General features: G+C 63.5%; 21 protein-coding genes, 1 pseudogene and 1 riboswitch. Of the genes and pseudogenes, 14 read left to right on the top strand and 8 right to left on the bottom strand.

Features of this window, described 5'->3' with window-relative positions; genetic code table 11:
• Positions 1 to 89 precede the first annotated feature (89 nt).
• Entirely contained in the window at positions 90 to 761 is a 672-nt protein-coding gene (locus tag FF80_RS10115) for a response regulator transcription factor (RefSeq protein WP_035099915.1), read from the bottom strand.
• A 206-nt stretch (positions 762 to 967) separates the two neighbouring features.
• Here FF80_RS10115 and FF80_RS10110 point away from each other — a divergent pair, with 206 nt between their 5' ends.
• From FF80_RS10110 to FF80_RS10100, 3 genes are all read left to right on the top strand, one after another.
• Entirely contained in the window at positions 968 to 4,447 is a 3,480-nt protein-coding gene (locus tag FF80_RS10110) for a peptidoglycan-binding protein (protein WP_035099913.1), read from the top strand.
• Between the two features lie 135 nt (positions 4,448 to 4,582).
• Positions 4,583 to 5,509, top strand: a complete 927-nt coding sequence (locus tag FF80_RS10105; RefSeq protein ID WP_035099911.1) for a sulfite exporter TauE/SafE family protein — start codon at positions 4,583 to 4,585, stop codon at positions 5,507 to 5,509.
• On the top strand, positions 5,506 to 6,264 hold the full coding sequence (locus FF80_RS10100; RefSeq protein ID WP_081917367.1) for a TIGR02186 family protein: 759 nt from the start codon (positions 5,506 to 5,508) through the stop codon (positions 6,262 to 6,264). Before FF80_RS10105 ends, FF80_RS10100 begins: the two co-directional genes overlap by 4 nt.
• A gap of 6 nt (positions 6,265 to 6,270) precedes the next feature.
• On the opposite strand, the gene pdeM is transcribed toward FF80_RS10100, so the two are convergent.
• A complete protein-coding gene (pdeM, locus tag FF80_RS10095) occupies positions 6,271 to 6,936 on the bottom strand; it encodes a ligase-associated DNA damage response endonuclease PdeM (protein ID WP_052153379.1) in 666 nt (221 codons plus the stop codon).
• Between the two features lie 38 nt (positions 6,937 to 6,974).
• Positions 6,975 to 9,461, bottom strand: coding sequence for a ligase-associated DNA damage response DEXH box helicase (locus FF80_RS10090; RefSeq protein ID WP_035099907.1), 2,487 nt, complete (start codon positions 9,459 to 9,461; stop codon positions 6,975 to 6,977).
• 441 nt (positions 9,462 to 9,902) lie between these two features.
• Here FF80_RS10090 and FF80_RS10085 point away from each other — a divergent pair, with 441 nt between their 5' ends.
• From FF80_RS10085 to FF80_RS10075, 3 genes are read left to right on the top strand one after another with little or no spacing between them, the layout of a single operon-like run.
• A complete protein-coding gene (locus tag FF80_RS10085; RefSeq protein WP_052153378.1) occupies positions 9,903 to 10,196 on the top strand; it encodes a DUF6460 domain-containing protein in 294 nt (97 codons plus the stop codon).
• Positions 10,196 to 10,867, top strand: coding sequence for a hypothetical protein (locus FF80_RS10080; protein ID WP_081917365.1), 672 nt, complete (start codon positions 10,196 to 10,198; stop codon positions 10,865 to 10,867). Before FF80_RS10085 ends, FF80_RS10080 begins: the two co-directional genes overlap by 1 nt.
• A 2-nt stretch (positions 10,868 to 10,869) precedes the next feature.
• A complete protein-coding gene (locus FF80_RS10075) occupies positions 10,870 to 11,076 on the top strand; it encodes a hypothetical protein (RefSeq protein ID WP_035099905.1) in 207 nt (68 codons plus the stop codon).
• Positions 11,077 to 11,314: 238 nt separating this feature from the next.
• Here FF80_RS10075 and FF80_RS10070 read toward each other — a convergent pair whose 3' ends face one another.
• Positions 11,315 to 12,424, bottom strand: coding sequence for a quinone-dependent dihydroorotate dehydrogenase (locus FF80_RS10070; protein WP_081917364.1), 1,110 nt, complete (start codon positions 12,422 to 12,424; stop codon positions 11,315 to 11,317).
• Positions 12,421 to 12,777, bottom strand: a complete 357-nt coding sequence (locus tag FF80_RS10065) for a DUF952 domain-containing protein (RefSeq protein ID WP_035099904.1) — start codon at positions 12,775 to 12,777, stop codon at positions 12,421 to 12,423. Before FF80_RS10065 ends, FF80_RS10070 begins: the two co-directional genes overlap by 4 nt.
• 133 nt (positions 12,778 to 12,910) lie before the next feature.
• Between FF80_RS10065 and FF80_RS10060 the strand changes: the two genes are divergently transcribed.
• The 3 genes and pseudogenes from FF80_RS10060 to FF80_RS21365 form a co-directional block, all read left to right on the top strand.
• Entirely contained in the window at positions 12,911 to 13,552 is a 642-nt protein-coding gene (locus FF80_RS10060; RefSeq protein WP_035099903.1) for a helix-turn-helix transcriptional regulator, read from the top strand.
• Positions 13,519 to 13,998 carry an aminoglycoside 6'-N-acetyltransferase gene (aac(6'), locus tag FF80_RS10055; RefSeq protein WP_244445750.1) on the top strand — a complete coding sequence of 160 codons (480 nt, stop codon included), beginning with the start codon at positions 13,519 to 13,521 and terminating at the stop codon, positions 13,996 to 13,998. Before FF80_RS10060 ends, aac(6') begins: the two co-directional genes overlap by 34 nt.
• Before the next feature lie 90 nt (positions 13,999 to 14,088).
• Positions 14,089 to 14,202: pseudogene (locus tag FF80_RS21365) on the top strand (helix-turn-helix domain-containing protein); the annotation flags it as partial.
• An 89-nt stretch (positions 14,203 to 14,291) separates the two neighbouring features.
• On the opposite strand, the gene FF80_RS10050 reads toward FF80_RS21365, so the two are convergent.
• On the bottom strand, positions 14,292 to 15,905 hold the full coding sequence (locus FF80_RS10050) for a lysine--tRNA ligase (protein ID WP_035099898.1): 1,614 nt from the start codon (positions 15,903 to 15,905) through the stop codon (positions 14,292 to 14,294).
• A gap of 143 nt (positions 15,906 to 16,048) precedes the next feature.
• Here FF80_RS10050 and FF80_RS10045 point away from each other — a divergent pair, with 143 nt between their 5' ends.
• Positions 16,049 to 16,462, top strand: coding sequence for a tellurite resistance TerB family protein (locus FF80_RS10045; protein WP_035099896.1), 414 nt, complete (start codon positions 16,049 to 16,051; stop codon positions 16,460 to 16,462).
• A 107-nt stretch (positions 16,463 to 16,569) separates the two neighbouring features.
• Here the strand turns inward: FF80_RS10045 and FF80_RS10040 are convergent, their stop codons facing one another.
• Positions 16,570 to 17,355 carry a transporter substrate-binding domain-containing protein gene (locus FF80_RS10040; RefSeq protein ID WP_052153377.1) on the bottom strand — a complete coding sequence of 262 codons (786 nt, stop codon included), beginning with the start codon at positions 17,353 to 17,355 and terminating at the stop codon, positions 16,570 to 16,572.
• Positions 17,356 to 17,536: 181 nt separating this feature from the next.
• Positions 17,537 to 18,745: an O-succinylhomoserine sulfhydrylase gene (metZ, locus tag FF80_RS10035; RefSeq protein ID WP_035099895.1), complete on the bottom strand. Its 1,209-nt coding sequence runs from the start codon at positions 18,743 to 18,745 to the stop codon at positions 17,537 to 17,539.
• 36 nt (positions 18,746 to 18,781) lie between these two features.
• Positions 18,782 to 18,857: riboswitch (SAM riboswitch) on the bottom strand.
• A 77-nt stretch (positions 18,858 to 18,934) separates the two neighbouring features.
• Here metZ and FF80_RS10030 point away from each other — a divergent pair.
• The 4 genes from FF80_RS10030 (at position 18,935) to FF80_RS10015 (ending at position 23,468) form a co-directional block, all read left to right on the top strand.
• The gene (locus FF80_RS10030) at positions 18,935 to 20,047 is read left to right on the top strand and encodes a 2'-deoxycytidine 5'-triphosphate deaminase (RefSeq protein WP_081917360.1); all 1,113 of its coding nucleotides are present in this window, start codon (positions 18,935 to 18,937) and stop codon (positions 20,045 to 20,047) included.
• A 241-nt stretch (positions 20,048 to 20,288) separates the two neighbouring features.
• Positions 20,289 to 20,756 (top strand): MarR family transcriptional regulator, encoded by a 468-nt coding sequence (locus FF80_RS10025; RefSeq protein ID WP_052153376.1) that lies wholly within the window; start codon positions 20,289 to 20,291, stop codon positions 20,754 to 20,756.
• Positions 20,753 to 22,396, top strand: a complete 1,644-nt coding sequence (locus FF80_RS10020) for an MFS transporter (protein WP_052153375.1) — start codon at positions 20,753 to 20,755, stop codon at positions 22,394 to 22,396. The genes FF80_RS10025 and FF80_RS10020 overlap by 4 nt, the downstream gene beginning before the upstream one ends.
• A 22-nt stretch (positions 22,397 to 22,418) precedes the next feature.
• The gene (locus FF80_RS10015) at positions 22,419 to 23,468 is read left to right on the top strand and encodes an HlyD family secretion protein (RefSeq protein ID WP_035099892.1); all 1,050 of its coding nucleotides are present in this window, start codon (positions 22,419 to 22,421) and stop codon (positions 23,466 to 23,468) included.
• The last annotated feature ends 2 nt before the right edge of the window (positions 23,469 to 23,470 follow it).

The raw sequence follows: 23,470 nt of genomic DNA, 5'->3' as shown, positions 1-23,470 counted from the left end.
GCTTGTCGAAGGACGAGGTCGTGGCACACAGACCTCCACTCGCCCGACCTCGTGGTTCGACAAGCTCACCATGAGGTCTTCAAACGTAACTAGGCCTTCTCGCCACCAGTCGAAAACAGCGCCTCGAACTGGCCTTCCTCGATGCGGGCGGCGGCGATGACGGCCTGGGTGCGGCTATCGACGTCGAGCTTTTGCAGGATGGCGGAGACGTGCGCCTTGACGGTCGCCTCGGAAATGGTGAGTTCGTAGGCGATCTGCTTGTTCATCAACCCATCGCTGAGCATCATCAGAACGCGCACCTGCTGGGGGGTCAGGGTGGAGAGACGCCGCATCAGCGCGGTCTGGCTGTCCTCGCCGCCCAATGTCATGCCATCGGGCACAAAGACCTCGCCGGACAGCACGGTTTCGATGGCGCGCCGGATTTCGGTGGGGCCGACCGATTTGTGCAGGTAGCCGGCGGCACCCAGCTCGAAGGCGCGGCGCACCACAGTGCCATCCTCGACCGCCGAGATGATCATCACCGGAATGTCGGGATATTGCGCGCGCAGCAGCAGAAGGCCGGAAAAGCCGCGTACGCCGGGCATGTTGAGATCGAGCAGGACCAGGTCGCAATCGCGATCGGTCTCAAGCGAGGCGCTCAGGCCGCTGAGGTCGCCGGCCTCTTCCACGCTGACCGTCGCATCGCCCCCGGCCAGGGTTTGCCGCAAGGCTGCGCGAAACAAAGGATGGTCATCGACAATGATGATGCGGCGACGAGTCATGTGCCGGGCTCTCTCCGTGGCAATCCCAAGTCAGCAATACTGCGGATTCGGATAGGCAACAGCCCTAAAAATCGGCGCAAATCGCTTGATGGTCTTGCATATTGCAGCAATGCTTAACGGGTTCTTTACCATGTTTTCCCAAGAGTGACCGTCATACCTTCGTGTTGAATCGCGAGGGGCACGTCGATTCATGACAGGGACTGACCATGGCCCGCGCTTACCAGACTTCGGACATCAACGACCCTGACAATGAGCCCCGTGCGGGCGATTGGCAGGCGCTGCGTGGCGAATTGGTGGCGCTGCTGGACCAGGTAGAGGGGCGCTACGCCCAAACCGAGCGGGTCGACCCGGCCCTGAGCGGATTGAGCCAGCGGGTGCGCAATCTACGCGACCAGGTGGAACGCCCCGAGCCCACGATGCGGCGTCAGGAGGCTTTGCGCACCGTCAAGCGCGCGGTGGACCGTTTCAGCGACCGCGGCATGGAGCCGGAGGACGATCGTGATCCGCTGAGTTCGGCCATTGCCGAAATCCGTGGCCGGCAGATGTCGGGGACGGCGGCGGCCTTGGGACGGCGCCCGGCGGACATGCCTGAATTCCGTGAATTGAGTGCCCTGGTGGGCGGGCTTTCGGGGCGGCTGGAACGGCTCGAAGATGAATTGCACACCCAGCGCGCCGCCGATGGCGACGTGCGCGAAGTGGCCAGCCAGGTCGAGCAATTGGCCCATGTGGTGGAATTGCTGGCGGGTGCGGTGGGGGAGACGGGCCAGGTCAAGCGGCTTGAAGTGCAGATTGCGGCGCTGGGCGCCATGATCGAGGAAGCCCCGCGGGTCGATCTCAGCACGATCAACAAGCGGCTGGACGATGTTTCGGGCACCGTGGCCAAGCTGGCCGAACTGCAGGCCCAGCAGATGGAGCGCGAAGTCATCCGCGAGGATCGCGCGGCGAGCGAATTGATAGACGGCGCCGGTGCCTTGGCGCCCGCCATGCATGCGATCGAAAAAAGCGTGCGCAATGTCTATGACCGGATCGATGCGATCGAAAAGAATGTCGCCCTGTCGTCGAGCGATTTCGAAAAACTGACCGCGGAAATGGCCGGGTTTACCCAGGCCATGCAGGCCGGCAGCGGGCAACCCGAACTGCTGGTGGGCAAGGTCGACGCACTGGCCAGCCAGATCGGCGGGCTCAAAACGGCCAATGGCGATGTCGCCGGGCTCAAGAAGGATATTGCGGCGCTGCGCGACGCGGTCTTGGCCGGCATGGAGCCGCGCTTTGCCAGGATCGAGACCCAGATCGAGGCGCTGACCAAGCGGGCCGACGAGGGTCAGGTCGAGGACCAGCTCAAGCTATTGATGCAGCGCATGGACGAAACCGGCGCCCAACTCGATGGCCTGGCCAAGCTCTATAGCCAGCAGCAGGATATTTCCGGGTTCGAAGCGCTTGCTACCATGGTGGCCGAGCGCACCAGCGACGCGATGACCCGCAAGGCGCCCGCGCCGGTGGCCATGTTCGGCGCCGATAGTCTCAAGAGCGTTGAGAGCCAGATTACCGGCCTGCTCAAAAGCGCCAGCAAGGCGCCCGATTACGACAAGCTGGCCGACATGATCGCCGAACGCGCCGCCAAGGCGGCGCCGGCTGGCGCCGTAGGCGGGATCGATCCCCAGAACATGTCGGCACTCGAAGAGCGGATGGCGGCCCTGTTCAACACGGCGGGCAAGGACACGGCCGAGCGGCTGACCCGGCTGGAAGCGGCGCTGGCCAATCGCCGGGACACGCGGCCCCTGGCTGCGTTCCGGGCCGATCTCAAGCCGGTGGGCGGCGACAGCCTGAGTGAAGTCAAGGCCGCGCTGGCCGCCATCAAGCCCGCCAAGGATGCCGATATCATGCCGGCCAATCCGTCGGTGGACGCGCCGCTGACCGATCCCGGCTTTGCCAATGCCGGGCCGGTGCGCACTGCGCTCGAGGCCAAAGTCAGTGGCCGTGTTGTGCCCGAGCCGCTGGCGTCCGAAGTGCCCATCATGCCGTGGCCGATGTTCGATCCGGATAAGGTGGAACGCCCGCCGCAGCCGCAATCGAGCTTTGCCACCAGCACCAGCACGGACCCCTTTGTCGCCGAGCCGGTCGAGGCCCCTTCCCCAAGCGTGGAAGCCCCGGTCGCCCAGAGCAACACCAGCACATTCGTTGCCGCCGCCCGCCGTGCCCAGCTTGCCCGGCAGGAAGCATCCGGGGGAGCACCATCGACCAATTCGCTGATCGGCCGCGCCCTGGCCCGGGTCAAGCCGGCGGCAAATCCCGAGCAAGCCACGACAGCGCCTGCCGAAAAGGCAGAGAGGCCGGCCAAGCCGGTGAAAGAAAAGAAGGCCAAAAAGGCCGAGGCCGCGCCGCTGCTGTCCGATACCGGCCTGCCCGGCGAAGATATTGCGCCGCGCCAGAGTTTCCTGACCCGCAATCGCCGCCCGCTGCTGCTGGCGGCGACACTGGCGGCCGTATCGATGCTGGCGCTGAACCTGGTCATGCAGCGCATGAACGCCGCTCGTGCCACGCCAGCGCCGCCGCCAGTCGAAAGCACGATGATCGACCCGACCCCGACGGCGGACCAGCCGGTGGGCGATGTCTCGACGGCAACGCCGCGGGTGATCGACATGATCGACACTACCCAGGTGGGCTCGATCAATTCGGGCACGCCGATGAGCTTCAGCAAGCCTGCTGCCGCGCCGATCCCGGCGGAGCTGACTTTGCCAGTGGTCGATGAGGCCGCGATCGTGCCGGAAGGCGCGCCGTCGGCTGCCGGTGCCGACCGCATTCCCGATATCGCCGAGATGGCACCGGAGAGCTTTGAGCTGCCACCCGAGACGATCGGTCCCATCGAATTGCGGCAGGCAGCCGCGGATGGCGATGCGCGGGCACAATTCGAGATCGGCGCGATCTATACCGAGGGCCGCGCGGTCGAGCAGGACTATGCCGAAGCGGCCAAATGGTATGAGCGCTCGGCGGCGCAGGGCTTCGTTCCCGCGCAATACCGGCTGGGCAATCTCTACGAGGCCGGCACGGGCGTCGAAAAGGATATCGAAGTCGCCAAGCTCTGGTACCAGCGCGGCGCCGAAGCGGGCAATCGCATGGCCATGCACAATCTGGCCGCGCTTTATGCCAGCGGACAATTGGGCGACCAGGAATTCGAGACGGCGGCCGAGTGGTTCACCAAGGCTGCGAAGCTGGGCATGACCGACAGCCAGTTCAACCTGGGCATGCTCTATGCCCGGGGGCTGGGCGTCGACCAGGATTTCGAGCAATCCTACAAATGGTTTTCGCTGGCAGCGCGCGGCGGGGATGCCGATGCCGGCAAGGCACGCGACGACATCGCCAAATCGCTGACCGCCGACGCGATCAAGCGCCTGGGCACCGAGCTAACGGGCTGGGCGGCGGAGCCGATCGACCTGGCCGCCAATTTTGCGCCGCTGGGCACCTGGGCCAAGGATTTCGACCCCGGCCAGGCCATCGGCACCAAGGATGTAGTGTCCAAGGTGCAGCAGGCGCTGGCCAAGCTGGGCTTCGATGTCGGCACGCCCGATGGCCTGGCGGGCCCCAAGACCGCCGAAGCCATCAAGGCGTTCGAGAGCGGCACCGGCATGGCCCCGAGCGGCAAAATCAATCCTCGTTTGCTGGCAGTGTTAGGCAGCCAGCCGGTCTAGACCCAAAAAAATCTGCCGGCGTGTTCTTTTCTTGCCAAGGTTTAGGCACTGCTAACCCGAGCGGACATATTGTTGTCGTGGCCTGCACTCAAAAGGGGGTGCGGGCCACAAGTCTATTGAACGGAACCCACGGTCTTGCAGGTCTATCTGCCGATCGCCGAGCTATCGATGAACCTCTTTTTCCTTATAGGGATCGGGGGGGCAGTCGGATTCCTGTCGGGTTTGTTCGGCGTGGGCGGCGGGTTTCTGCTGACGCCGCTGCTGATTTTCTCCGGCGTTCCCGCGCCGGTTGCGGTGGCTTCAGTCACCGGCCAGGTGGTTGCGGCCTCCACCTCGGGGGCGCTTAGCCACTACCGGCGCGGCGGGATCGACCTGCATCTGGCGTTGTATCTTGTGCTGTCGGGCATTCTGGGCGCGTTCGGGGGTGTCGCGGCCTTTGCGATCTTGCGCGATGCCGGGCAACTCGACCTTGTCATTTCGGTCGGTTTCCTGGTTTTGCTGGGCTTTGTGGGCACACTGATGCTCAACGAGGCGATCCGTGCCATCATCAAGCAGCGCCGTGGCGTGGTGGTGCGCGAGCGGCTGCCTAACCAGCACAATTGGATGCATCGCCTGCCAATGCGGGTGCGGTTCAAGAAAAGCCGGCTCTATATCAGTGTCTTGCCGGTGCTGATTATCGGATTGTTCATTGGCTTTGTCGGCTCGCTCCTGGGTATTGGCGGCGGCTTCATCATGGTGCCGGCGCTGGTATATCTGCTGCGGGTGCCGGGTAATGTGGTGATCGGCACATCGCTGGCACAGGTGGTGGCCATGATGGCGGCGACCACGATCCTGCATGCGGTGCAAAGCCAAAGCGTTGATATCATGCTGGCTTTTTGCCTGATGGTGGGCGGCACGGCGGGGGCGCAGTTTGGTGCGTCGGCCGGCAAGCATTTGCGCGGCGAGCAATTGCGGGGGCTGTTGGCCATATTGGTGCTGGCCGTTGCGATCCGCTTCGGGCTGTCGCTGATCTTGGCGCCGGCCGATCCGTTCAGCATGGCCGTGCTGGGTGGTGCGCGATGAAATGGTGGCTTGCCCTCATGCTGGCAGTTTTGCTGGCCGGCACGGCGCGGGGCGAGCGGCTGGTGTCGCAATTGTCCAATGACAGCGTCGAGATCACCTCGAGCTTTGATGGCGAGCGGATGAATTTTTTCGGCACGATCATGCCGGATGCGGGATCCGAGCAGCAGTTCGTGACCGGGCCATTCCATGTGGTAGTGGTTGTTTTGGGGCCGACGCAGAACCGGGTGGCGCGGCAGATGACCAATAATTTCGGTGTCTGGCTCAATACCGACCAGGTCGAATTCGACAATTTCCCGAGCTATTTCCAGGTGTTATCGAGCGCAAGGCTGCGCGACATCACCGACATCACGACGCTGACCACGGAGTATATTTTGCCGGAGGCGCATACGCTGGTGGCCAATGATGCGGGCTGGTGGAAGACCGCGGTGTTTGGACGCGAGCTGGTGCGGCTGATGACCGAACAGGGGCTGTTCGGCGTCAATGAAGGCGGCGTCAACTTCCTGTCGGAGAACTTTTATTCGGCCCGGCTGACCCTGCCCAGCAATGCGCCGCCGGGGCCCTATCTTGCTTTGACCTATGTGTTCAAGGACGGCCAGGTGATTGCGCGGAAGTCGGAAGGTTTTGCGGTGCGCAAGATCGGGTTTGAGCGGTTTCTGGCGATGTCAGCGGTGCAACAGCCGCTGCTTTATGGGCTGGTCTGCGTGGTTCTGGCGCTGTTTACCGGCTGGCTGGGCGGTGTTTTATTCAAGCGTTAGAATAGGTTAGCCGCGCACCAGGCGCTTGGGACTGACCGGATAGGTCCGGTCCTTGCCAAGCATGGTCACTTCAAGTGCGGGCCAATGCAGCAGGCCGATAAAGGGCGGGGACAAGATGTTGATCGAGCCGGTCGAGCTGCCATAGGCGGGCAGGATCATCAGACGATTGTCGTGCACGAAGCAGGGACGGCGAGTGGAGCGGCCGGCCATGAAGATATGGGCGGCGGGGTGTAAGTGTCCGGCGACGAGGCCGGAAGCACCGCGCCGCGGCTCGTGCAGGAAGGTCAAACCGGCGCATTCGACCATGGGCAGACAGCGGCCGCCCAGCGCGTGCGGGCAAGGATCGTGATTACCGGAAAGCCAGAACCAATCGGCCATATCGGTTAGCATATCGAGGCGCGCACGATCGGTTTCGGTGAGGGTTGTGCTAACCTCGTCGCGGTGGAAGCTGTCGCCCAGACTGATAAGGCGCTGCGCACCGGTGCGGCGCAGATCCGCTTCGAGCCGCGCCAGGGTCAGCCCAGTGTCGTAGGGGGGCAGCAACTGGCCGGCGCGGGCAAAACTGCTCATCTTTTCCAGATGCAGATCGGCGACGAGCAAAGTCGCCTCGGCGCGCCAATAGAGGGCGCCGGAGGGGAGCGGTTCGAAATTGTGTCCGGCAAAGCGCAGCAACGGGGTCTCCGTTATCTGTGCCTGGTATAGCGGCTGGCTCACGATTGGCCGAGGGCCTCGCGCATCAATTCATCTGCGGCGTCAGCCATAGCCGATTCGCGGCCTTCACCAAAAATCGGTTCGCGGCCGATATCGAGCATGAGGGGGACGGCGAGCGGGGAGATGTGATCGAGCGGCTGGTGGACCACGTGGTTGCGGATGCGCGCCAGCATGTCGCCCAGCCGTTCGATATCGAGCAGGCCACGGGCGGCGTCGCGGCGAGTGGCCTGGATCAGGATGTGGTCGGGCTCGTGCTGGTAAAGCACGTCATAGATCAGGTCGCTGCTCATGGTGATCTGGCGGCCGGTCTTTTCCTTGCCGGGGTGACGGCGCTCGATGAGGCCGGCAATGATGGCGCAGTTGCGGAAGGTGCGTTTCATCAGGGCCGATTCATCGAGCCAGTCTTCCAGATCATCCCCCAGCATGTCTTGTGAGAAGAGTTCATCGAGGACAAGGCGGCCGGTCTTGATCAGGGCGGAGAGATCGCCCAGGCCCCAGATGGCGAGGGCATATTCGGATGCGACGAAACCCAGCGGACGGGCGCGGGCGCGTTCGAGGCGGCGGGTGAGCAGCATGCCCAGGGTCTGGTGCGCCAATCGACCCTCGAAGGGATAGCAGACCATGAAATTCTGCGTGCCACGCGGGAAAGTTTCGACGAGCAGGCTATCGCGGCGGGGCAGCACCGAGACATCGCGCTGCAGGCGCAGCCAATCGCTGACCTGATCGGGCAAGACGCTCCAGCTTTGGGGACTATCGAGCATGCGGCGAACACGATCGGCCAGATAGGTCGAGAGCGGGAATTTGCCACCCATATAGGAGGGAATTTTGGGATTGGCGGCCTGGGCGCGGCTGACGAAAGCCTCATTATCCTTCATGCCCTCGAAGGCGACGATTTCCCCGCCGAACATGAAGGTATCGCCCGGCAGTAATGCGCCGAAGAAATATTCCTCCATTTCGCCCAATACGCGCCCGCCGGCGCCAATGGGGCTATTGGTCTGCCCCTTTTTGAACCCCCTGCCCCGCACGAGCCGCACCCGCACCATGGGCTCTTCGATAATGGTGCCGATATTGAGCCGGTATTGCTGGGCGACCTGCGGATTGGCGATGCGCCATAGGCCGTCTTCGGTGCGCTTGAGGCGGGCATAGCGCTCATAGGCGCGCAGGGCATAGCCGCCGGTGGCGACGAAATCGAGGATGCGATCGAATTGGGGGCGCGGCAGGGCGCGATAGGGCCAGGCATGGCTGATTTCGGCGAAGATATCGTCGGCAGCAAACGGCGCGGCGCAGGCCATGCCCAGAATGTGCTGGGCCAGGACATCGTAGCCGCCCGAGACCGGGTCTTCGCTATCCTGATGGCTTTCAGCGACGGCCTCGACGGCGGCTTCGCATTCGAGCACTTCGAAGCGATTGGAGGGCACCAGCACGGCCTTGGATGGCTCATCAAGCCGGTGATTGGCGCGTCCAATGCGTTGCAGCATGCGCGAGCTGCCCTTGGGCGCGCCGACCTGGACGACGAGATCGACATCGCCCCAGTCAATGCCCAGATCGAGGGTTGAAGTGCAGACCACCGCCTTGAGCGCGCCCGAGACCATGGCGCTTTCCACCTTGCGGCGCTGTTCGACCGAGAGGGAGCCGTGATGGAGGGCAATGGGCAGCAGGTCGTCATTGATGGCCCAGAGGCCCTGAAACAGCATTTCGGCCTGGCTGCGTGTATTGACGAAAAGCAGCGTGGTGCGGTGCTGCTTGATGGTCTCGTAGAGATCGCGATGGGCATAATTGGCCGAATGGCCGGCCCAGGGCAGGCGCTGTTCGGTCTCAAGGATCGAGAGCACTGGCGGCGCGCCGCCGGTGGCGGTGAGCAGGTGGGTGTCGCTGTCTTGGAGGGGTTGTGCGATCCAGTCGCGCAGCAGATCCGGGCGGGCGACGGTGGCGCTGAGGGCGGTGATGCGCAGGTCTGGCGCGAGCCTGGTGATGCGGGCCAGAGCGAGGGAGAGCAATTCGCCGCGCTTAGAGGTGACCAGCGCGTGGAGCTCGTCGAGCACGATGCGGCGGAGCGAGCCGAAGAACAGTTCGGCATGGGGATGGCTGATCAAGAGGGCCAATTGCTCGGGCGTGGTCAGCAGAATATGGGGCGGATTGGAGCGCTGGCGGGCGCGGCGGGATTGGGGAGTGTCGCCGGTGCGGGTCTCGACTTTGATCGTGAGGCCCATCTCCGCGATGGGGGTGGCGAGGTTGCGCTGCACGTCGACGGCCAGCGCCTTGAGCGGGGAGATGTAGAGAGTGTGGAGGCCCTCGAACTTGCCATCCACCAGATCGGTCAGGGTGGGGAGGAAACCGGCCAGGGTCTTGCCGGCGCCGGTGGGGGCGATGAGGAGCGCCGAGGCATTGGCGTTCCAGCTGGCGAGAACGTCGAGCTGGTGGGCGCGGGGATGCCAGCCCTTGGCGACGAACCAATTGGCGATGATGGGCGGAAGAATTGGGGTCACGGTGTGCCTGTCCCTGGATCAAGAGGCGCTTGAGCCACACCAAGGCTGCGCACGGTTTCGCCTCGCCCCTCATGGGAGAGGCCGCCGCTTTGCGGCGGGTGAGGGGTGCGATGCTGCAACACTTTATAATCCACCAGCATCGCACCCCTCACCCTGGCCCTCTCCCCTGAGGGGCGAGGGGACGATGGAACCTGGAACGCCGGCGTGCCGTCTGACGCTAGGCCGGGAATATCGAGCGCGATGGAGCCGCGGCACTCCACCCTAGCCCTCCCCTCAAGGGGGAGAGGGGATCGTGTGCGTGGCGGGACTGTGCGCAAGCCGCAACCGCAAAGACCGGGTGGGGTGGCTCGGGACGGCGTTATCAAGGCAACCCCTTCTGCAAATCACAAAAGAGCCTATATGATCGCCAATTAACTCAATAGAGTATGTGAGGGTTCAGCGATGAGCGAGCAATATGAGAGCCAGCCGCGCCAGCGCAGCGGCATCGAGCGTCTGTTGGGCGAGCGGCCGGGCGGGCTGGTTATCCGGCTAGTGGTGTTGTCGCTGATCGTGGGCTTTGTCATGGCGGTGCTGGGCTTTGATGCCCGCGATGTCGTGCAGGGCGCAGTGCGGCTGGTGGAAGACGCCTTGCGGGATGGCACGGGCGTGCTGGCCAATCTGGTCAGCTATACGCTGGCGGGTGCGGCGCTGGTGGTGCCGATCTGGATCGTGCTGCGCCTGCTCAAGGGGCGCTGATGGGTCCCGGCCGGCTCAAACTCACCCCGCAGCAGGCGCTGTCGCGGCTGGTGCCGCATATTCTGGAAATGGAAAGCCTCGCCCACAAACGCATCGCCATCGGACTGGCGGGCGGGCCGGGCACCGGCAAATCGACATTGGCGGCAGAGCTGGTGACCATGCTCAATGCCACCCATCCGGGCAGCGCCGCTTTGGTGCCGATGGATGGGTTCCATATGCGCCATGCCAAGCTCGAGGCCATGGGGCAGACCGACTACAAAGGCGCGCCGCATACCTTTGAAGGCGCGGACTTCGTCACTTTCCTGCATCATCTCAAAACGGCCACGGGCGTGGTCAGCGGGCCGGGCTATTCGCGCAAAATCGAGGATGTGGTGGAGGATGCCTTTGCCGTGCAGCCCGAGGTGCGGGTGCTGGTGGTGGAGGGCAATTATCTGCTGCTGAGCGAGGGGCCATTTGCCGGCGTCAGGCCGCTGCTCGATTATGCAGTATTTATCGATGTGCCACGCGAGCTGGTGCGCCAGCGGCTGATGAAGCGGCATGGCGAGGAGGGCCTGTTTACGCCCGAACGCAATGCGGCGCATATCGAGCGCAATGATTTGCCGAACTACGATCTGGTGAGCGCGAGCCAGGACCGGGCGGATGTGGTGATCGAACTGGCGGTGGAACGGTGAGCATGGGCAAGACGCTGGTTCTGGCGCTGGCGATACTTTGGGGCGCCGCTGCCGTGGCGGGCGCGATCGTACTGCGGCCAACGGGGTTCGGGCAGTGCGTGGACATTGTGGGTGAAGACATTGCCCGCAGCGCCAGCCCGGGGGCAACGCTCGATCCGCTGGATGTGGAAGCGGAGGCGGCGCGGGTCTGTGCGGGGGCGGTGGGATAGGTTTAGCCGCGATCTGCCTCTCTCCCCCTTGAGGGGCAGTGCTATCGCATATGCACCGATCCACATACTCTATCGTCCCCTCGCCCCTCAGGGGAGAGGCCAGGGTGAGGGGTGCGATGCTGGATACATCGCATTTGTTGCAGCGTCGCCCCCCTCACCCGGCGCTGCGCGCCGACCTCTCCTCTGAGGCGAGGTGAGCCATCGCGGCTCTCCAACACAAGACTTGGTCGATTAGCCCTTAAAGCCTGACCTTACCCTTGGCCCAATCGGCCGTCTTGCTGCCGACCAGCTGGCTGATATTGGTTTTGCCTTCAGCGCGGATGGCGGCGACGAGACCGCGCTTGATGCGGTCGAGCAGATCAAGACCACCAAAGACCATGGCCGAATAGAGCTGGATGGCGTCGGCGCCGGCTTCGAATTTGGCGAGGGCCGATTGCGGAGAGTGAATGCCGCCGACGCCAATGATGGGCATTGTACCGATGCGTAGGCGCATCTGGGCGAGGCGCTGGGTGGACAGCTCGAACAGCGGCTTGCCGGAGAGGCCGCCGGTTTCGCCGGCGTTTTCGAGGCCGGCAATGGCATCGCGCGTCACGGTGGTGTTGGAGACGATCAGGCCATCGAGATCGGTGGCGAGCACGACCTTGGCGATGGCGTCGAGTTCCTTTTGGTCCAGATCCGGCGCGATTTTGAGGAAGACCGGCACGCGGGTTTTGGCCTTGGCGCGGGCATCGAGCACTTCGCCGAGCAGGCGGCGCAAAGCCTCGTCGGATTGCAGGTTGCGCAGGCCGGGCGTGTTGGGCGAGGAGATATTGACGGTCAGGTAATCGGCCAGATCGGCGAAGCGTTTGACGCCCAGCACATAGTCGGCAACGAAATCTGTGCTGTCCTTGTTGGCGCCGATATTGACGCCGAGCGCGGCGGGGACGCGCAGGCCCTTGAGGCGGGCAAAAGCTGCATCATGGCCTTCATTGTTGAAGCCCATGCGGTTGATGACGCCATCGGCTCCCGGCACGCGGAACAGGCGCGGCTTGGGGTTGCCGGTTTGCGGGCGCGGGGTGACCGTGCCGATTTCCACCATGCCAAAGCCCAGCAAGGCCAGGGGACGGGGCACTTCGGCATTCTTGTCGAAGCCGGCGGCCATGCCGATAGGGTTTTTGAGCTCGATGCCGCAGAGCGTGGTGGCCAGTTCGGGCGCTTCGGCATGGGCCTGTTCGGGGGCAAGGCCCAGGCGTAGCGCCGTGATGGTGGCGCGATGGGCGGTTTCGGCATCCATCTTGAGCAGGGTCTGCTGGGTGAGACCCGAGACGGCAGGCAGGCGCAGCAAAGGCGAGAGGGCAGAAAAGATCATCGAACGGCCTCGGGCAAAGTGCAGGAGCCGTCGGCGGCGACATCAACCTTTGCCTCAAAGGCAATGGCGGAGGCAGGCAGCGGGCCGCCATAGAGATGGGGGAAGAGCGCGCCGCCGCGCGAGGCCTCCCAGACCAGGTTCTCGCCCAGACCGGCAGTGCGGACACCCAGAATGACCAGACCCGATTGGCCGGCAAAGTGCAGGCGCAGGGTTTCGGCCAATTGGGTGGCGGTGGAAAAATGGATATAGCCATCGGCAGCGTCGATGGGCATGCCGGCAAAGGCAGAGGCGTGGCGCGCGGGGGCGTAAGCGGCCTCGGTGGCGATTTTGTAGATCAAATCTGGCGTGGTCATGGGCCGCGACCCTAATGGGCTCGCCTGCGGCGGGCAAGACGGATTGGGGCGGGCTTTACAAGGGGGAAGGAGAGGAATAGGCTTAGGATTAATTTCCACGGATAAGACATATTTCCTGAAGCAGGACGCTGCCATGCTTTCACACAGGGCCATCTGGGACGGCATTGACGCGCTGGCGCGCCGGCACGGCCATTCGGTGTCGGCGCTGGCCAGGCTTGCCGGGCTCGATGCCACGGCCTTCAATGTCTCCAAACGCATCAGCAAGGATGGCCGGGAGCGCTGGCCTTCGACCGAGAGCATCTCCAAAATCCTGGAAGCAACGGGGGAAGGCTTTGACAGCTTTCTGAGCGGCACCGGCGCGTTTTTCCAGGGGGGGCAGCCATCGGGCAATCCCACCGTGCCGCTGCTGGGCCTGGCGCAGGCGGGCTCGGGCGGGTTTTTCGACAGTGCGGGGTTTCCGGCGGGACAGGGCTGGGATGAAATCGCCCTGCCCTCTTCGGGCGAAGCGGGCATTTATGCGCTCGAAGTGCAGGGCGATTCGATGGAGCCGCTGTATCGGGAAGGCGACCGGATCGTGGTGTCGCCCACCGAACAGGTGCGGCGCGGCGATCGCGTGGTGGTCAAGACACGGGATGGCGAAGTCATGGCCAAGATCCTGGCGCGACAGACGGCCAAGCAGATCGAGCTGCATTCGCTCAACCCGGCCTATGAGCCGCGGCTGATCGAAATGAGCGATGTGGAATGGATTGCCAGGATCATCTGGGCCAGCCAATGAAGATCGCGGCGGCGAAGGCAGCGGACAAAGCCGATTGGGCGGAACTGCGCCAGGCGCTTTGGCCAAGCAATGAGGCCGGCGCACATGAGGCCGATATCGCGGCGTTGCTGGCGGCGCCCGGGAACAATATCAACCTGATCGCCCGCCTGCCGGATGACCGAGCGGTGGGACTGGCAGAGGCCAGCTTGCGGCACGACTATGTCGAAGGGTGCAAAACCTCGCCGGTGGCGTTTCTTGAGGGCATCTATGTGGCGCCGGACTGCCGCCGCCTTGGGATTGCCCGGGGGCTGGTGGCGGCAGTGGAGGATTGGGGGCGCGCGCAAGGCTGCAGCGAATTTGCCTCGGATGCGGCGCTGGACAATCTGGAAAGCCACCAGATGCATGGCGCCCTGGGCTTTAGCGAAACCCGGCGCGTGGTTTATTTCCGCAAGGTGCTGGGGCCATAACGGACGCAATCGGGTGCCGCCGACGCGACTGCGGCAAGAGCGATATTCTCGTCCAGGTTGGCCCGGCTGCATTGCACAGACCCGCCGCAAGGCAAGGTCAAAGGCATCCGCTTTGACACGCTGGGTGCCATTTGCCGGTATCTGGAGTGCCAGCCGGGCGACATTCTCGAACATGACGGCGAGGCTGTGGAGGCCGCCGACTAGGCATCCTGCCGGCGCCGGCGGGGTATTGATGCGGCGCGTGATCCCGTAGTCCACGCGCCGCATTTTGGTGCTTGCTGCCCGGCCGGCCGCTAGCCCTTGAGCATTTTTCCCGCCAGGGCGTCAGCGATCAGCTTGCGGGTTTCGGCGACGCCGAACAGGGCGATGAAGGAGCCGAAGCGGGGCCCCTGGTCTTCGCCGAGCAGCACCTGGTAGATCGCCTTGAACCAATCGCGCAGCGGCTCGAACTTGTGGGCATTGCCGATGGCGTAGACGAGGTCCTGCAGCGCGGCGCCGTCGGTGGAGCCTTCATAGGCGGCGAGCTGATCGTGCAGGTCCTGCAGGGCTGCACGTTCCTGATCACTGGGGGCGCGATAGACCTTGTTCGGCTTTACCTTGTCGTTGAAATAGCGCACCGCATAGGCGGCCAGGCGATCGATCTCGGGATGGGTCTGGGCCGTGGCGCCATGCAGGTAGCGCGAGATGAAGCCCCAGAGCACCTTGGTGTCCTGCGCATTGGCCGTAGCCACGAGATTAAGCAGCAACGCGAAGCTGAGCGGCACTTCGGGGTTTGGCACATTGCCGTAATGGACGTGGAAGGCCGGGTTTTCGATACGGGCGGCGACGTCCTGGCCCTGGTAGGCGGACAGGTAGCTATAATATTCGTCGACGGCACGCGGAATGACATCGAAATGCAGCCGCTTGGCGGTGCGGGGCTTCTGGAACATATAGAGCCCCAGGCTCTCATTGCCCGCGTAAGTCAGCCATTCGTCGATGGTCAGGCCGTTGCCCTTGGACTTGGAAATCTTTTGCCCTTCGGAATCGAGGAACAGCTCGAACACATAGTGTTCGGGCGCCCTGCCGCCGAGGATTTCGCAAATCTTGTCATAGACATGGGCGTTGGTCTGGTGGTCCTTGCCGAACATTTCGAAATCCACGCCGAGGGCGGCCCAGCGCATGCCGAAATCGGGCTTCCACTGCATCTTCACATGGCCGCCGGTGACCGGAACGGTGGTGTCGCGGCCATCTTCATCGGCAAAGGTGATGGTGCCGTTGACGGCATCGACTTCCTTCATGGGCACATAGAGCACGCGGCCGGAAATCGGGGAGATTGGCAGGAAGGGCGAATAGGTCGCCTGCCGCTCGGCACCCAAAGTGGGGAGCATAACTGCCATGATGTCGTCATAGCGTTCGGCAGCGCGGCGGAGCACGGCGTCGAACTTGCCGGAGCGATAATAATCGGTGGCGCTGGCGAATTCGTAATCGAAGCCGAAGGTGTCGAGGAACCGGCGCAGCATGGCGTTGTTGTGGTCACCGAAGCTGGCATATTCATTGGTCCAGGGATCGGGCACGGCGCTGAGCGGCTTTTGCAGATGCGGCTCCATGGCCTCCTTGGAGGGCACATTGTCCGGGATCTTGCGCATGCCATCGAGGTCATCGGAGAAGCAGATGAGCCGGGTCGGGATCTGATCGCGCGTCAGCAGGCGAAAGGCCGTGCGCACCATGGTGGTGCGGGCCACTTCACCAAAGGTGCCGATATGGGGCAGGCCCGAGGGGCCATAGCCGGTTTCGAACACGGCCTCGCCCTTGCCGGTTTTCTCCAGCCGGGCCACCAGTTTTTTGGCTTCCTCAAACGGCCAGGCACGGGCAGTTTGGGCAGCGTCGAAAAACGCAGGATCGAGTGGGGGCAAAGGAGCGGGCGACAAGGAACCAGCCTTTCGGTACTTTATGGGAGGCGGGAGGTGTGTTGCATTCCCGCACGCCTGCGTCAATCTCGCTGGTGCCCTGCTTGCCATGAGCGGGGCGCCTGCCTAGCTATCGGCAACAACACGCCAGAACGGAAAACGCGATGACCCTTGCTGCCCATGATGCCCTGATCCACCTGATGATCGTCGCCGCTTCATCGGACAGCGCGATGACCGAAAAGGAATTGCTGCGCATCCAGGCATTGGTGGGCCGCTTGCCGGTGTTTGATGGATTCGACAAGGCAAGGCTGACCGCCGTGGCCAATGCCTGCGCCGATACGCTCAATGGACCGGGCGGGCTGGACAAGGTGCTGGACGACGCTATCGCGGCATTGCCGCACAAACTGCAGGACACCGCCTATGCCGTGGCGGTGGAAGTAACGGCGGTCGATCTGCATCTGGAGCAGGAGGAATTGCGGTTCCTTGAAATGCTGCGGGACAGGCTGGATCTGGACCGGCTGACGACAGCGGCAATCGAAGCGGCGGCACGGGCGCGGCACCGCCGGATGCCGGTTTAGGTCCTCTCTCCACTCCTGGAACTGGATCGATTCCCGGGACTGGATCGAGTCACGATCACAGAACAGTCCCTCCCCCTATCAGGGGGAGGCCAGGAGGGGTATCCCCGCTAATAAAACCCCACGGGAAACCAGCGAAGATATAGCTCGTCGAGCGTCCCGTTATCCTTGAGCTTGATCAAGGCCCAGTCGATGGCGTGGCGCACCGCGTCATTGCCGGCGGGGACGGCGATGGAGAGGCCTTCCCCGAACAGTGCCGGACGGAAATAGGCGTCGCCGGCAAAGCCGCAGCAGTCGAGATTTTCATTGAGCCAGAAGGACGCCCGCATGGCGTCGCCGAAGAAGAGGCCGGCGGCGCGGTTTTGCACGGCGGCCAGGGCTTCGACTTCATTGGCGAAGGGGGCGATATTGGCCTCGGGCAGATAGCGTTTCACGAAGGTTTCGTGGGCGCTGCCGGCGCGGACCGCGATGGTTTTGCCGGCGAGGGCTGAGGCATCGAAGGTGGCAATATCGGCGGCGCGGGTGACGAAGCGGCCGGGCAGCGCCAGATAGGTGGCGGAAAAGTCGAAGCGCTTGCCGTTTTCATCGGACATGTCGAGCCCGGCGATCAGGGCATCGCCCTGGCTATCGGCCAGCGCATCGGCGGCCTGTTCCCAAGGCCAGGCCTGAATGGTGCAGGCGACATTGACCTCGGTGCAGATGCGGCGGGCCAGATCGACATTGAAGCCGATCAATTCGCCTCCGGCATCGCGGAAATTAAAGGGCGGGAAATCGGTGGTGGTGAGGAAGCGGATGGCCGGCACGGGGGAGAGGCTGGGCAGGATTTCGCGGGCGCTGGGATCGCTATGATAGGGGAGGGATTGGGCCAGGGCTGGGGTGGCGAGGAGGGCGAGCAACAGGGCTAGGAGTGTGCGGCCCCGCCCCCTCCCAGCCTCCCCCATCAAGGGCGAGGTGCCGTTCCGTGGCTGTGACTGAATCCAGCCCAAAATCACACGCTTCAGCAATGGTAACCTGGACGGCATTGCGGCACGACCTCGTGGTTCGACAGGCTCACCATGAGGTCTAGTCGTGAACATTTCAGACCTGATCGAGGCCATACATCAGGTCGGCAATCAGATCATCGCTGGATTCGAGGCCGACCGAGAGGCGCACCAGGCCCGGGGTGACGCCGGTTTCCAAGCGCACGTCCTCGGTGAGGCGCGCATGGGTGGTGGTGCGCGGGTGGGTGATCAGCGATTTGGCATCGCCCAGATTGTTGGAAATCAGGATCACCGCCAGGCTATCGCAGAAGGCGAAGGCGGCGTCCTGGCCGCCCTTGACGTCGATGGCGAGGAGGGTCGAGCCGCGCGCCATCTGGCGCTTGGCGAGGTCATATTGCTGGTGGCTGGGGTGATGCGGATAGATGACGCGCTCGACCTTGGGATGGCTGGCCAGGGCGGCAGCCACCTTCTCGGCGCTGTCGGTCATCCGCTCGACGCGCAGGGCATAGGTTTCGAGGCCCTTGAGCAGTATCCAGGCGTTGAAGGCGCTGAGGGTGGCGCCGGTCTGGCGCAGGAACATGTGCACGTCGCCCTCGATCAGGGCCTTGGAGCCCAACACGATGCCGCCCAGCACCCGGCCCTGCCCGTCGATATGCTTGGTGGCCGAATAGGTGACGAGATCGGCGCCCAGCTCGAGCGGCTTCTGGTAGAGGGCGGTGGAAAAGACATTGTCGACGATGAGCTTGGCGCCATGGGCATGGGCGATCTCGGCGACGGCCTTGATGTCGACCAGTTCGAGCGTCGGATTGGTCGGGGTTTCGATGAACACAACCTTGGTATTGGGCTGCAGGGCGCGGGCGAAATTCTGCGGGTCGCGGCCATCGACCAGGGTGGAAGCCACGCCGAAGCGCGGCGCATAATCTTCCACCACATAGCGGCAGCCGCCGAACAGGGCCTGGGCGGCCACGATATGGTCCCCTGCCCGCACCTGGCTCATTACCGCATTGGTGACAGCGGCCATGCCCGAGGCGAAAGCACGGCCGGCCTCTGCCCCTTCGAGCAGCGCCATGCGCTGCTGGAACATGTCGACGGTTGGGTTGGCGAAGCGCGAATAATTGTGGCCGCCGGGTATCTTGCCCTGGAACAACAGTTCGGCATGTTCGGAGCTGGGATAGGAATAGCCCGAATTGAGGAAAATGGCCTCGCTGGTTTCGTTGAAACCGGTGCGCATGCCGCCGCCATGGACCAGCTGGGTTTGCGGCGACAAGCGGGCCGGATCGAGCAGCGGATTGTTCGTCTTGGACATGACGGCACTTTCAACAAAAAACCGGCACACGAAGGTGGCCGGTTGAAAACGGTCTTTAGCAATTTCTTTAAAGTGGCTGCAACCGACCGGCCAAATCACCACTGGGCTGTGATCTAAGGCCAATTGCCTGTTGGCGTCAATTGCAGGGATTGGTAGGGACTAAGCCCTCGATACGCATGCGAAGGTAACATGGACAAGCAGCAGGCCTGGCCGCGGGGCGTGTTTCCGGCGCGATTGATCGAAAAGCTGGCCCATGAAGGCGCGATCATCGCTGCGCGCCCCTTCGATCACGATCAGGTGCAGCCGGCGAGCCTGGACCTGCGATTGGGCGATGTGGCCTATCGCGTGCGCTCCAGCTTCCTGCCCGGCCCCAGCCATTCGGTGGCCGAACGGATCGAAGCGCTCAAGCTGCATGAAATTGACCTCAAGAACGGCGCGGTGCTGGAGCGCGGCTGCGTCTATCTGGTGCCGTTGCAGGAGAGCCTTGATCTGCCGGACGCTGTCAGCGCCTCGGCCAATCCCAAAAGTTCGACCGGGCGGCTCGATGTGTTCACCCGCGTCATCGGCGATCGGGCGCGCGGATTCGATCAGATGCCCGAGGGCTATAAGGGCCCGCTTTATCTCGAAGTCAGCCCGCGCACCTTCCCGGTGCTGGTGCGGACCGGATCGCGGCTGAGCCAGATGCGGTTCCGCTCGGGCGATACGCGGCTGTCTATCGCCGAACACCGGGCGCTGCACGATTCCGACACTTTGGTGTTTGGCGGCCATTATCCGGTTGGAGAAGGCATTGCGCTGTCCATCGACCTCAAGGGCGATGGGCGCAATGGGCTGATTGGGTTCCGCTCCAAGCGGCATACGGCGGTGGTCGATGTCGACAAGAAGGCGGCGCTGGACGTGCTGGATTTCTGGGAGCCGCTGACCAATCGCGGACGGGAGGAGCTGATCCTCGACCCGGATGAATTCTACATTCTGGTGAGCGACGAGGCGGTGCATGTGCCCCCCAGCCATGCCGCCGAAATGGTGCCGTTCGATCCGCTGGTGGGCGAATTCCGCGTGCATTATGCGGGCTTTTTCGACCCCGGATTCGGGCATTCGCCGGCGGGGGGTAGCGGCAGCCGGGCGGTGCTCGAAGTGCGCAGCCGCGAAGTGCCGTTCCTGCTGGGGCATGGGCAGACCATCGGCCGGCTGATCTACGAGACGCTGGCGGAAGCGCCGGACCGGCTCTATGGCACGGCCTTGGGGTCGAACTATCAGGCGCAGACGCTCAAGCTGTCCAAGCATTTCAAGCCTTATACGCCGTAAGCCATCACACCCACCGCGTTTCCCTCGGGCTTGACCCGAGGGCCATTCTCGACTCGGCGCTGGCCGGGAGAGGTCCTCGGGTCGAGCCCGAGGAAGATGCGGTGTGGGGGGAGGCCTTGGGGTAAAACAGGCGCCCTTCCTGATTGCAAAGGAGCCATGCCGAAATGGGGCATGGACAGAAGGCGGGATCGGGCCTACATCGCCAATATAAGTAGCATGCTACATTGTATTGGTCTACATAATGGCTCCGAACTCTAATCTGCTGCGCATCATCGGCCGGGTGGGCCGGGAATTGAGCACGGGCTTTGATGCCCAGCTCAAGGGCCTGGGGCTGACCTCGGCGCGGGCGCGTGTGCTGTTGCAATTGGTGCGCAGCCCCGAGGGGGTGAGCCAGGCGGCGGTGACCGAATTTCTGGGCGTCGAGCATCCGACGGCGGTGCGGATATTGGATGGGCTGGAAAGCCTGGGCCATGTCAGGCGCGAGCCGGCGCCGCATGACCGCCGCGCCAAGCTGATCATGCTGACCGATGCCGGGCGGCCGCTGGCCGAGCAGGTTGGGATGCTGACCGACGGGCTCAATGCGCAATTGCTGGATGGGCTGAGCGCCGAGGACATCGCAACCACCAGCCGGATTTTGACGACATTGCTGGAGCGCATCGAGGCACTGAAGCCACCGGTCAGCGACGCGCTCGAGGAGCAGGTGCCGTGAACGAGCAGGCTCCAATTGCTGTCGCCCCTGCCCCCGCCCCTGCTGGCCCGCCGGGCATGGCGCCCTTTGTGCCCAAGCCGCCGCTGTGGAACATGGTCTATGTGATCAGCTCCATCGTGCTGGGCATTACCCAGGGGCTGGGGCTCAATCTGGTCACAGCGAACCTGACCGGCTTGCAGGCCTCGTTTGGCGCGACGGCGACCGAAATGGCCTGGCTGCCGACGGTTTATTTTGCCACCAACATGACCGGCACGATCGTGATGTTCAAAATCCGCAGCCAGTTCGGCATGCGGCGTTTTGCCGAGCTGGGCATCATTGTCTATGCGCTGATTGTTCTGGCGCATCTGTTTGCTCATGACCTGCAATCGGCGATCTGGGTGCGCGCTATCATGGGGATTGCTGCGGCGCCGCTGAGCACACTGGCCTTCTTCTATATGCTCGAATGGCTGCCGCCAGCCAAGAAGCTGACCATCGGGCTGTGCTTCGGCATGCTGGGCAGCTCGCTGTCGCTGCCGCTGGCCCGCATCATCTCGCCAGACCTGCTGGCCATGGGCGATTGGCAGGGGCTGTATATGGTCGAGGCCGGCCTCGCCCTGGTGAGCCTCGCCATCGTATTCCTCGTGCCGCTGGTGCCGCCGCCGCGCGCCAAGGTGTTTGACAAGGACGACATTATCAGCCTGCCACTGATGGCAGCGGGGTTCGCCTGCATAGCCATCGTGCTGGGCATGGGCCGGGTCTATTGGTGGCTCGAGGCGCCGTGGATCGGGGTGTTGCTGGCGGTGGGCATTGGCTCGCTGGTGCTGTTTTGCCTCGTCGAACTGCATCGCAAGAACCCCATTATCGACCTGCGCTGGCTGTTCGGCCGCGACATGCTGATCTTTGCCGGTTCCTTGATCGTCATCCGTCTGCTGCTGTCGGAGCAATCGGTGGGGGTGTTTGGCCTGTTCAGCGTGCTCAATCTGCAGAATGACCAGCTCATTGGCCTGTTCAGCATTGTCGGGGTGGCGACCTTTGCAGCCACGGCCGGGCTGAGCATGGTGATGAAGCCTGCGCGCGTACCGCTGTTCCACCTGACCGCGCTGGTGCTGATCGCCATTGCCGCCTGGATGGATTCCCAAAGCACGGTGCTGAGCCGGCCCGAGCAGTTCTTTGTCAGCCAGGCGCTGATCGGAATGGCCACGGGCCTGTTCCTGCCGCCGGCCATGCTGCATGGCTTTTTGCGGGCACTGGCGCGGGGACCGCAATATATCCTGTCGTTCCTCACGGTGTTCCTGACCAGCCAGACGCTGGGGGGCCTATTGGGTTCGGCCATATTCGGCAGCTTCGTGACGCTGCGCGAGCAGTTCCATTCCAATGTGATCGCGCAAGGCATCACCCTGCTCGACCCGCTGGTGGCCCAGCGCATCCAGGCCTATGGCGGCGCCTATGCCCGCGTGCTGACCGACCCGGCGCAACGCGACGCCAGGGGCCTGGCGCTGCTGGGCCAGTCGGCCACCCAGCAGGCCAATGTGCTGGCCTATAACGATCTGTTTTTCTTGATTTTCGCGGCAAGTCTGGCGGCCATCGCCGTGCTGCTCACCCATTTGGCGCTTGCCGCTTTGAGCAAGCCTGCCGCCCCGCTCCAGGCGCAACCCGCCTGATGCCGACCTGAAAGACCAAACTATGCGTATCAAAGAACTTGTTCTGTCCAAGGCGACAATTCCCGCTGTGCTGGCCGGCCTCATCGGCATCGGCGCGGTGCTTTATGCCTGGCAATTGCCGCCCTTCACCAGCAGCGTGCAAAGCACCAATAATGCCTATGTCAAAGGCCGTGTGACGCTGATTGCTCCGCAGCTGGCGGGCTATGTCGTGGCCGTGCCGGTGACCGATTACCAGAGCGTGCACAAGGGCGACGTGCTGGTGCAACTGGACGACCGCATCTATGTCCAGCAATTGGCGCAGGCCGAAGCCGCCTTGCTGCAGCAGCAGAATGCGCTGGCCAATTATGACCAGAATTATGCCTCCAAGCAGGCCAGCGTCGATCTGGCCAAGGCCCAGCTGGCCGCGGCGCAGGCCGCCCTGAGCAAGGCACAGGCCGACGCGGCCCGCACCGATTCCCTCCTCGCTTCGGGCCTGTCGCCGCAATCGACGGTGGATCAGGTGCATTCGGCACTGGCGCAGGCGCAATCGAGTGTCGACCAGGCCAGTGCCTCGGTCAGCATTGCCGAACAGAACCTGTCGCTGGTGGAAGGCGGCAAGCCGGCGCTGGAAGGCGCGGTCAAGGGTGCCGAAGCTGCAGTCGAACTGGCGCGGATCAACATTTCCAACACCAGGATCGTGGCGCCGGTCGATGGTGTATTGGGTGAAGTCGCCGCGCGCCTGGGCCAATATGTGTCGATCGGTACCCAACTGACCTCGGTGACGCCACCCCAGACCTGGGTAATCGCCAATTTCAAGGAAACCCAGCTGGCGGGAATTGTTGTGGGGCAGCCGGCTAATATCAAGGTCGATGCGCTCGGCTATGGTGCGCTGACCGGCCATATTTCGGAAATTTCGCCGGCGGCAGGCTCGGAATTCAGCGTGCTTAAGCCCGATAATGCCACCGGCAATTTCACCAAGATCGCCCAGCGCATCCCGGTGCGGATCGAGCTGGACGAAGGCCAGGACCTGGCCGCGCGGCTATTGCCGGGCATGTCGGTGGAGGTTTCGGTGGACACGGCGACGACGCTTTAGGC

Origin of the sequence: Devosia sp. LC5, from assembly GCF_000735585.1 — a bacterium.
GTDB lineage: Bacteria > Pseudomonadota > Alphaproteobacteria > Rhizobiales > Devosiaceae > Devosia.
Note: the sequence above shows the minus strand (reverse complement) of the source record. Positions and strands in the feature narration are given on the sequence as shown.

What these genes read in the sequence shown, in the direction of transcription:
- FF80_RS10075 (WP_035099905.1), top strand. Translation starts at nt 10,870, where the DNA reads ATGGGCAAGACGCTGGTTCTGGCGCTGGCGATACTTTGGGGCGCCGCT.
- FF80_RS10115 (WP_035099915.1), bottom strand. Translation starts at nt 761, where the DNA reads ATGACTCGTCGCCGCATCATCATTGTCGATGACCATCCTTTGTTTCGC.
- FF80_RS10080 (WP_081917365.1), top strand. Translation starts at nt 10,196, where the DNA reads ATGGGTCCCGGCCGGCTCAAACTCACCCCGCAGCAGGCGCTGTCGCGG.
- FF80_RS10100 (WP_081917367.1), top strand. Translation starts at nt 5,506, where the DNA reads ATGAAATGGTGGCTTGCCCTCATGCTGGCAGTTTTGCTGGCCGGCACG.
- FF80_RS10045 (WP_035099896.1), top strand. Translation starts at nt 16,049, where the DNA reads ATGACCCTTGCTGCCCATGATGCCCTGATCCACCTGATGATCGTCGCC.
- FF80_RS10085 (WP_052153378.1), top strand. Translation starts at nt 9,903, where the DNA reads ATGAGCGAGCAATATGAGAGCCAGCCGCGCCAGCGCAGCGGCATCGAG.
- FF80_RS10070 (WP_081917364.1), bottom strand. Translation starts at nt 12,424, where the DNA reads ATGATCTTTTCTGCCCTCTCGCCTTTGCTGCGCCTGCCTGCCGTCTCG.
- FF80_RS10030 (WP_081917360.1), top strand. Translation starts at nt 18,935, where the DNA reads ATGGACAAGCAGCAGGCCTGGCCGCGGGGCGTGTTTCCGGCGCGATTG.
- metZ (WP_035099895.1), bottom strand. Translation starts at nt 18,745, where the DNA reads ATGTCCAAGACGAACAATCCGCTGCTCGATCCGGCCCGCTTGTCGCCG.
- FF80_RS10015 (WP_035099892.1), top strand. Translation starts at nt 22,419, where the DNA reads ATGCGTATCAAAGAACTTGTTCTGTCCAAGGCGACAATTCCCGCTGTG.
- FF80_RS10060 (WP_035099903.1), top strand. Translation starts at nt 12,911, where the DNA reads ATGCTTTCACACAGGGCCATCTGGGACGGCATTGACGCGCTGGCGCGC.
- FF80_RS10110 (WP_035099913.1), top strand. Translation starts at nt 968, where the DNA reads ATGGCCCGCGCTTACCAGACTTCGGACATCAACGACCCTGACAATGAG.
- FF80_RS10025 (WP_052153376.1), top strand. Translation starts at nt 20,289, where the DNA reads ATGGCTCCGAACTCTAATCTGCTGCGCATCATCGGCCGGGTGGGCCGG.
- FF80_RS10065 (WP_035099904.1), bottom strand. Translation starts at nt 12,777, where the DNA reads ATGACCACGCCAGATTTGATCTACAAAATCGCCACCGAGGCCGCTTAC.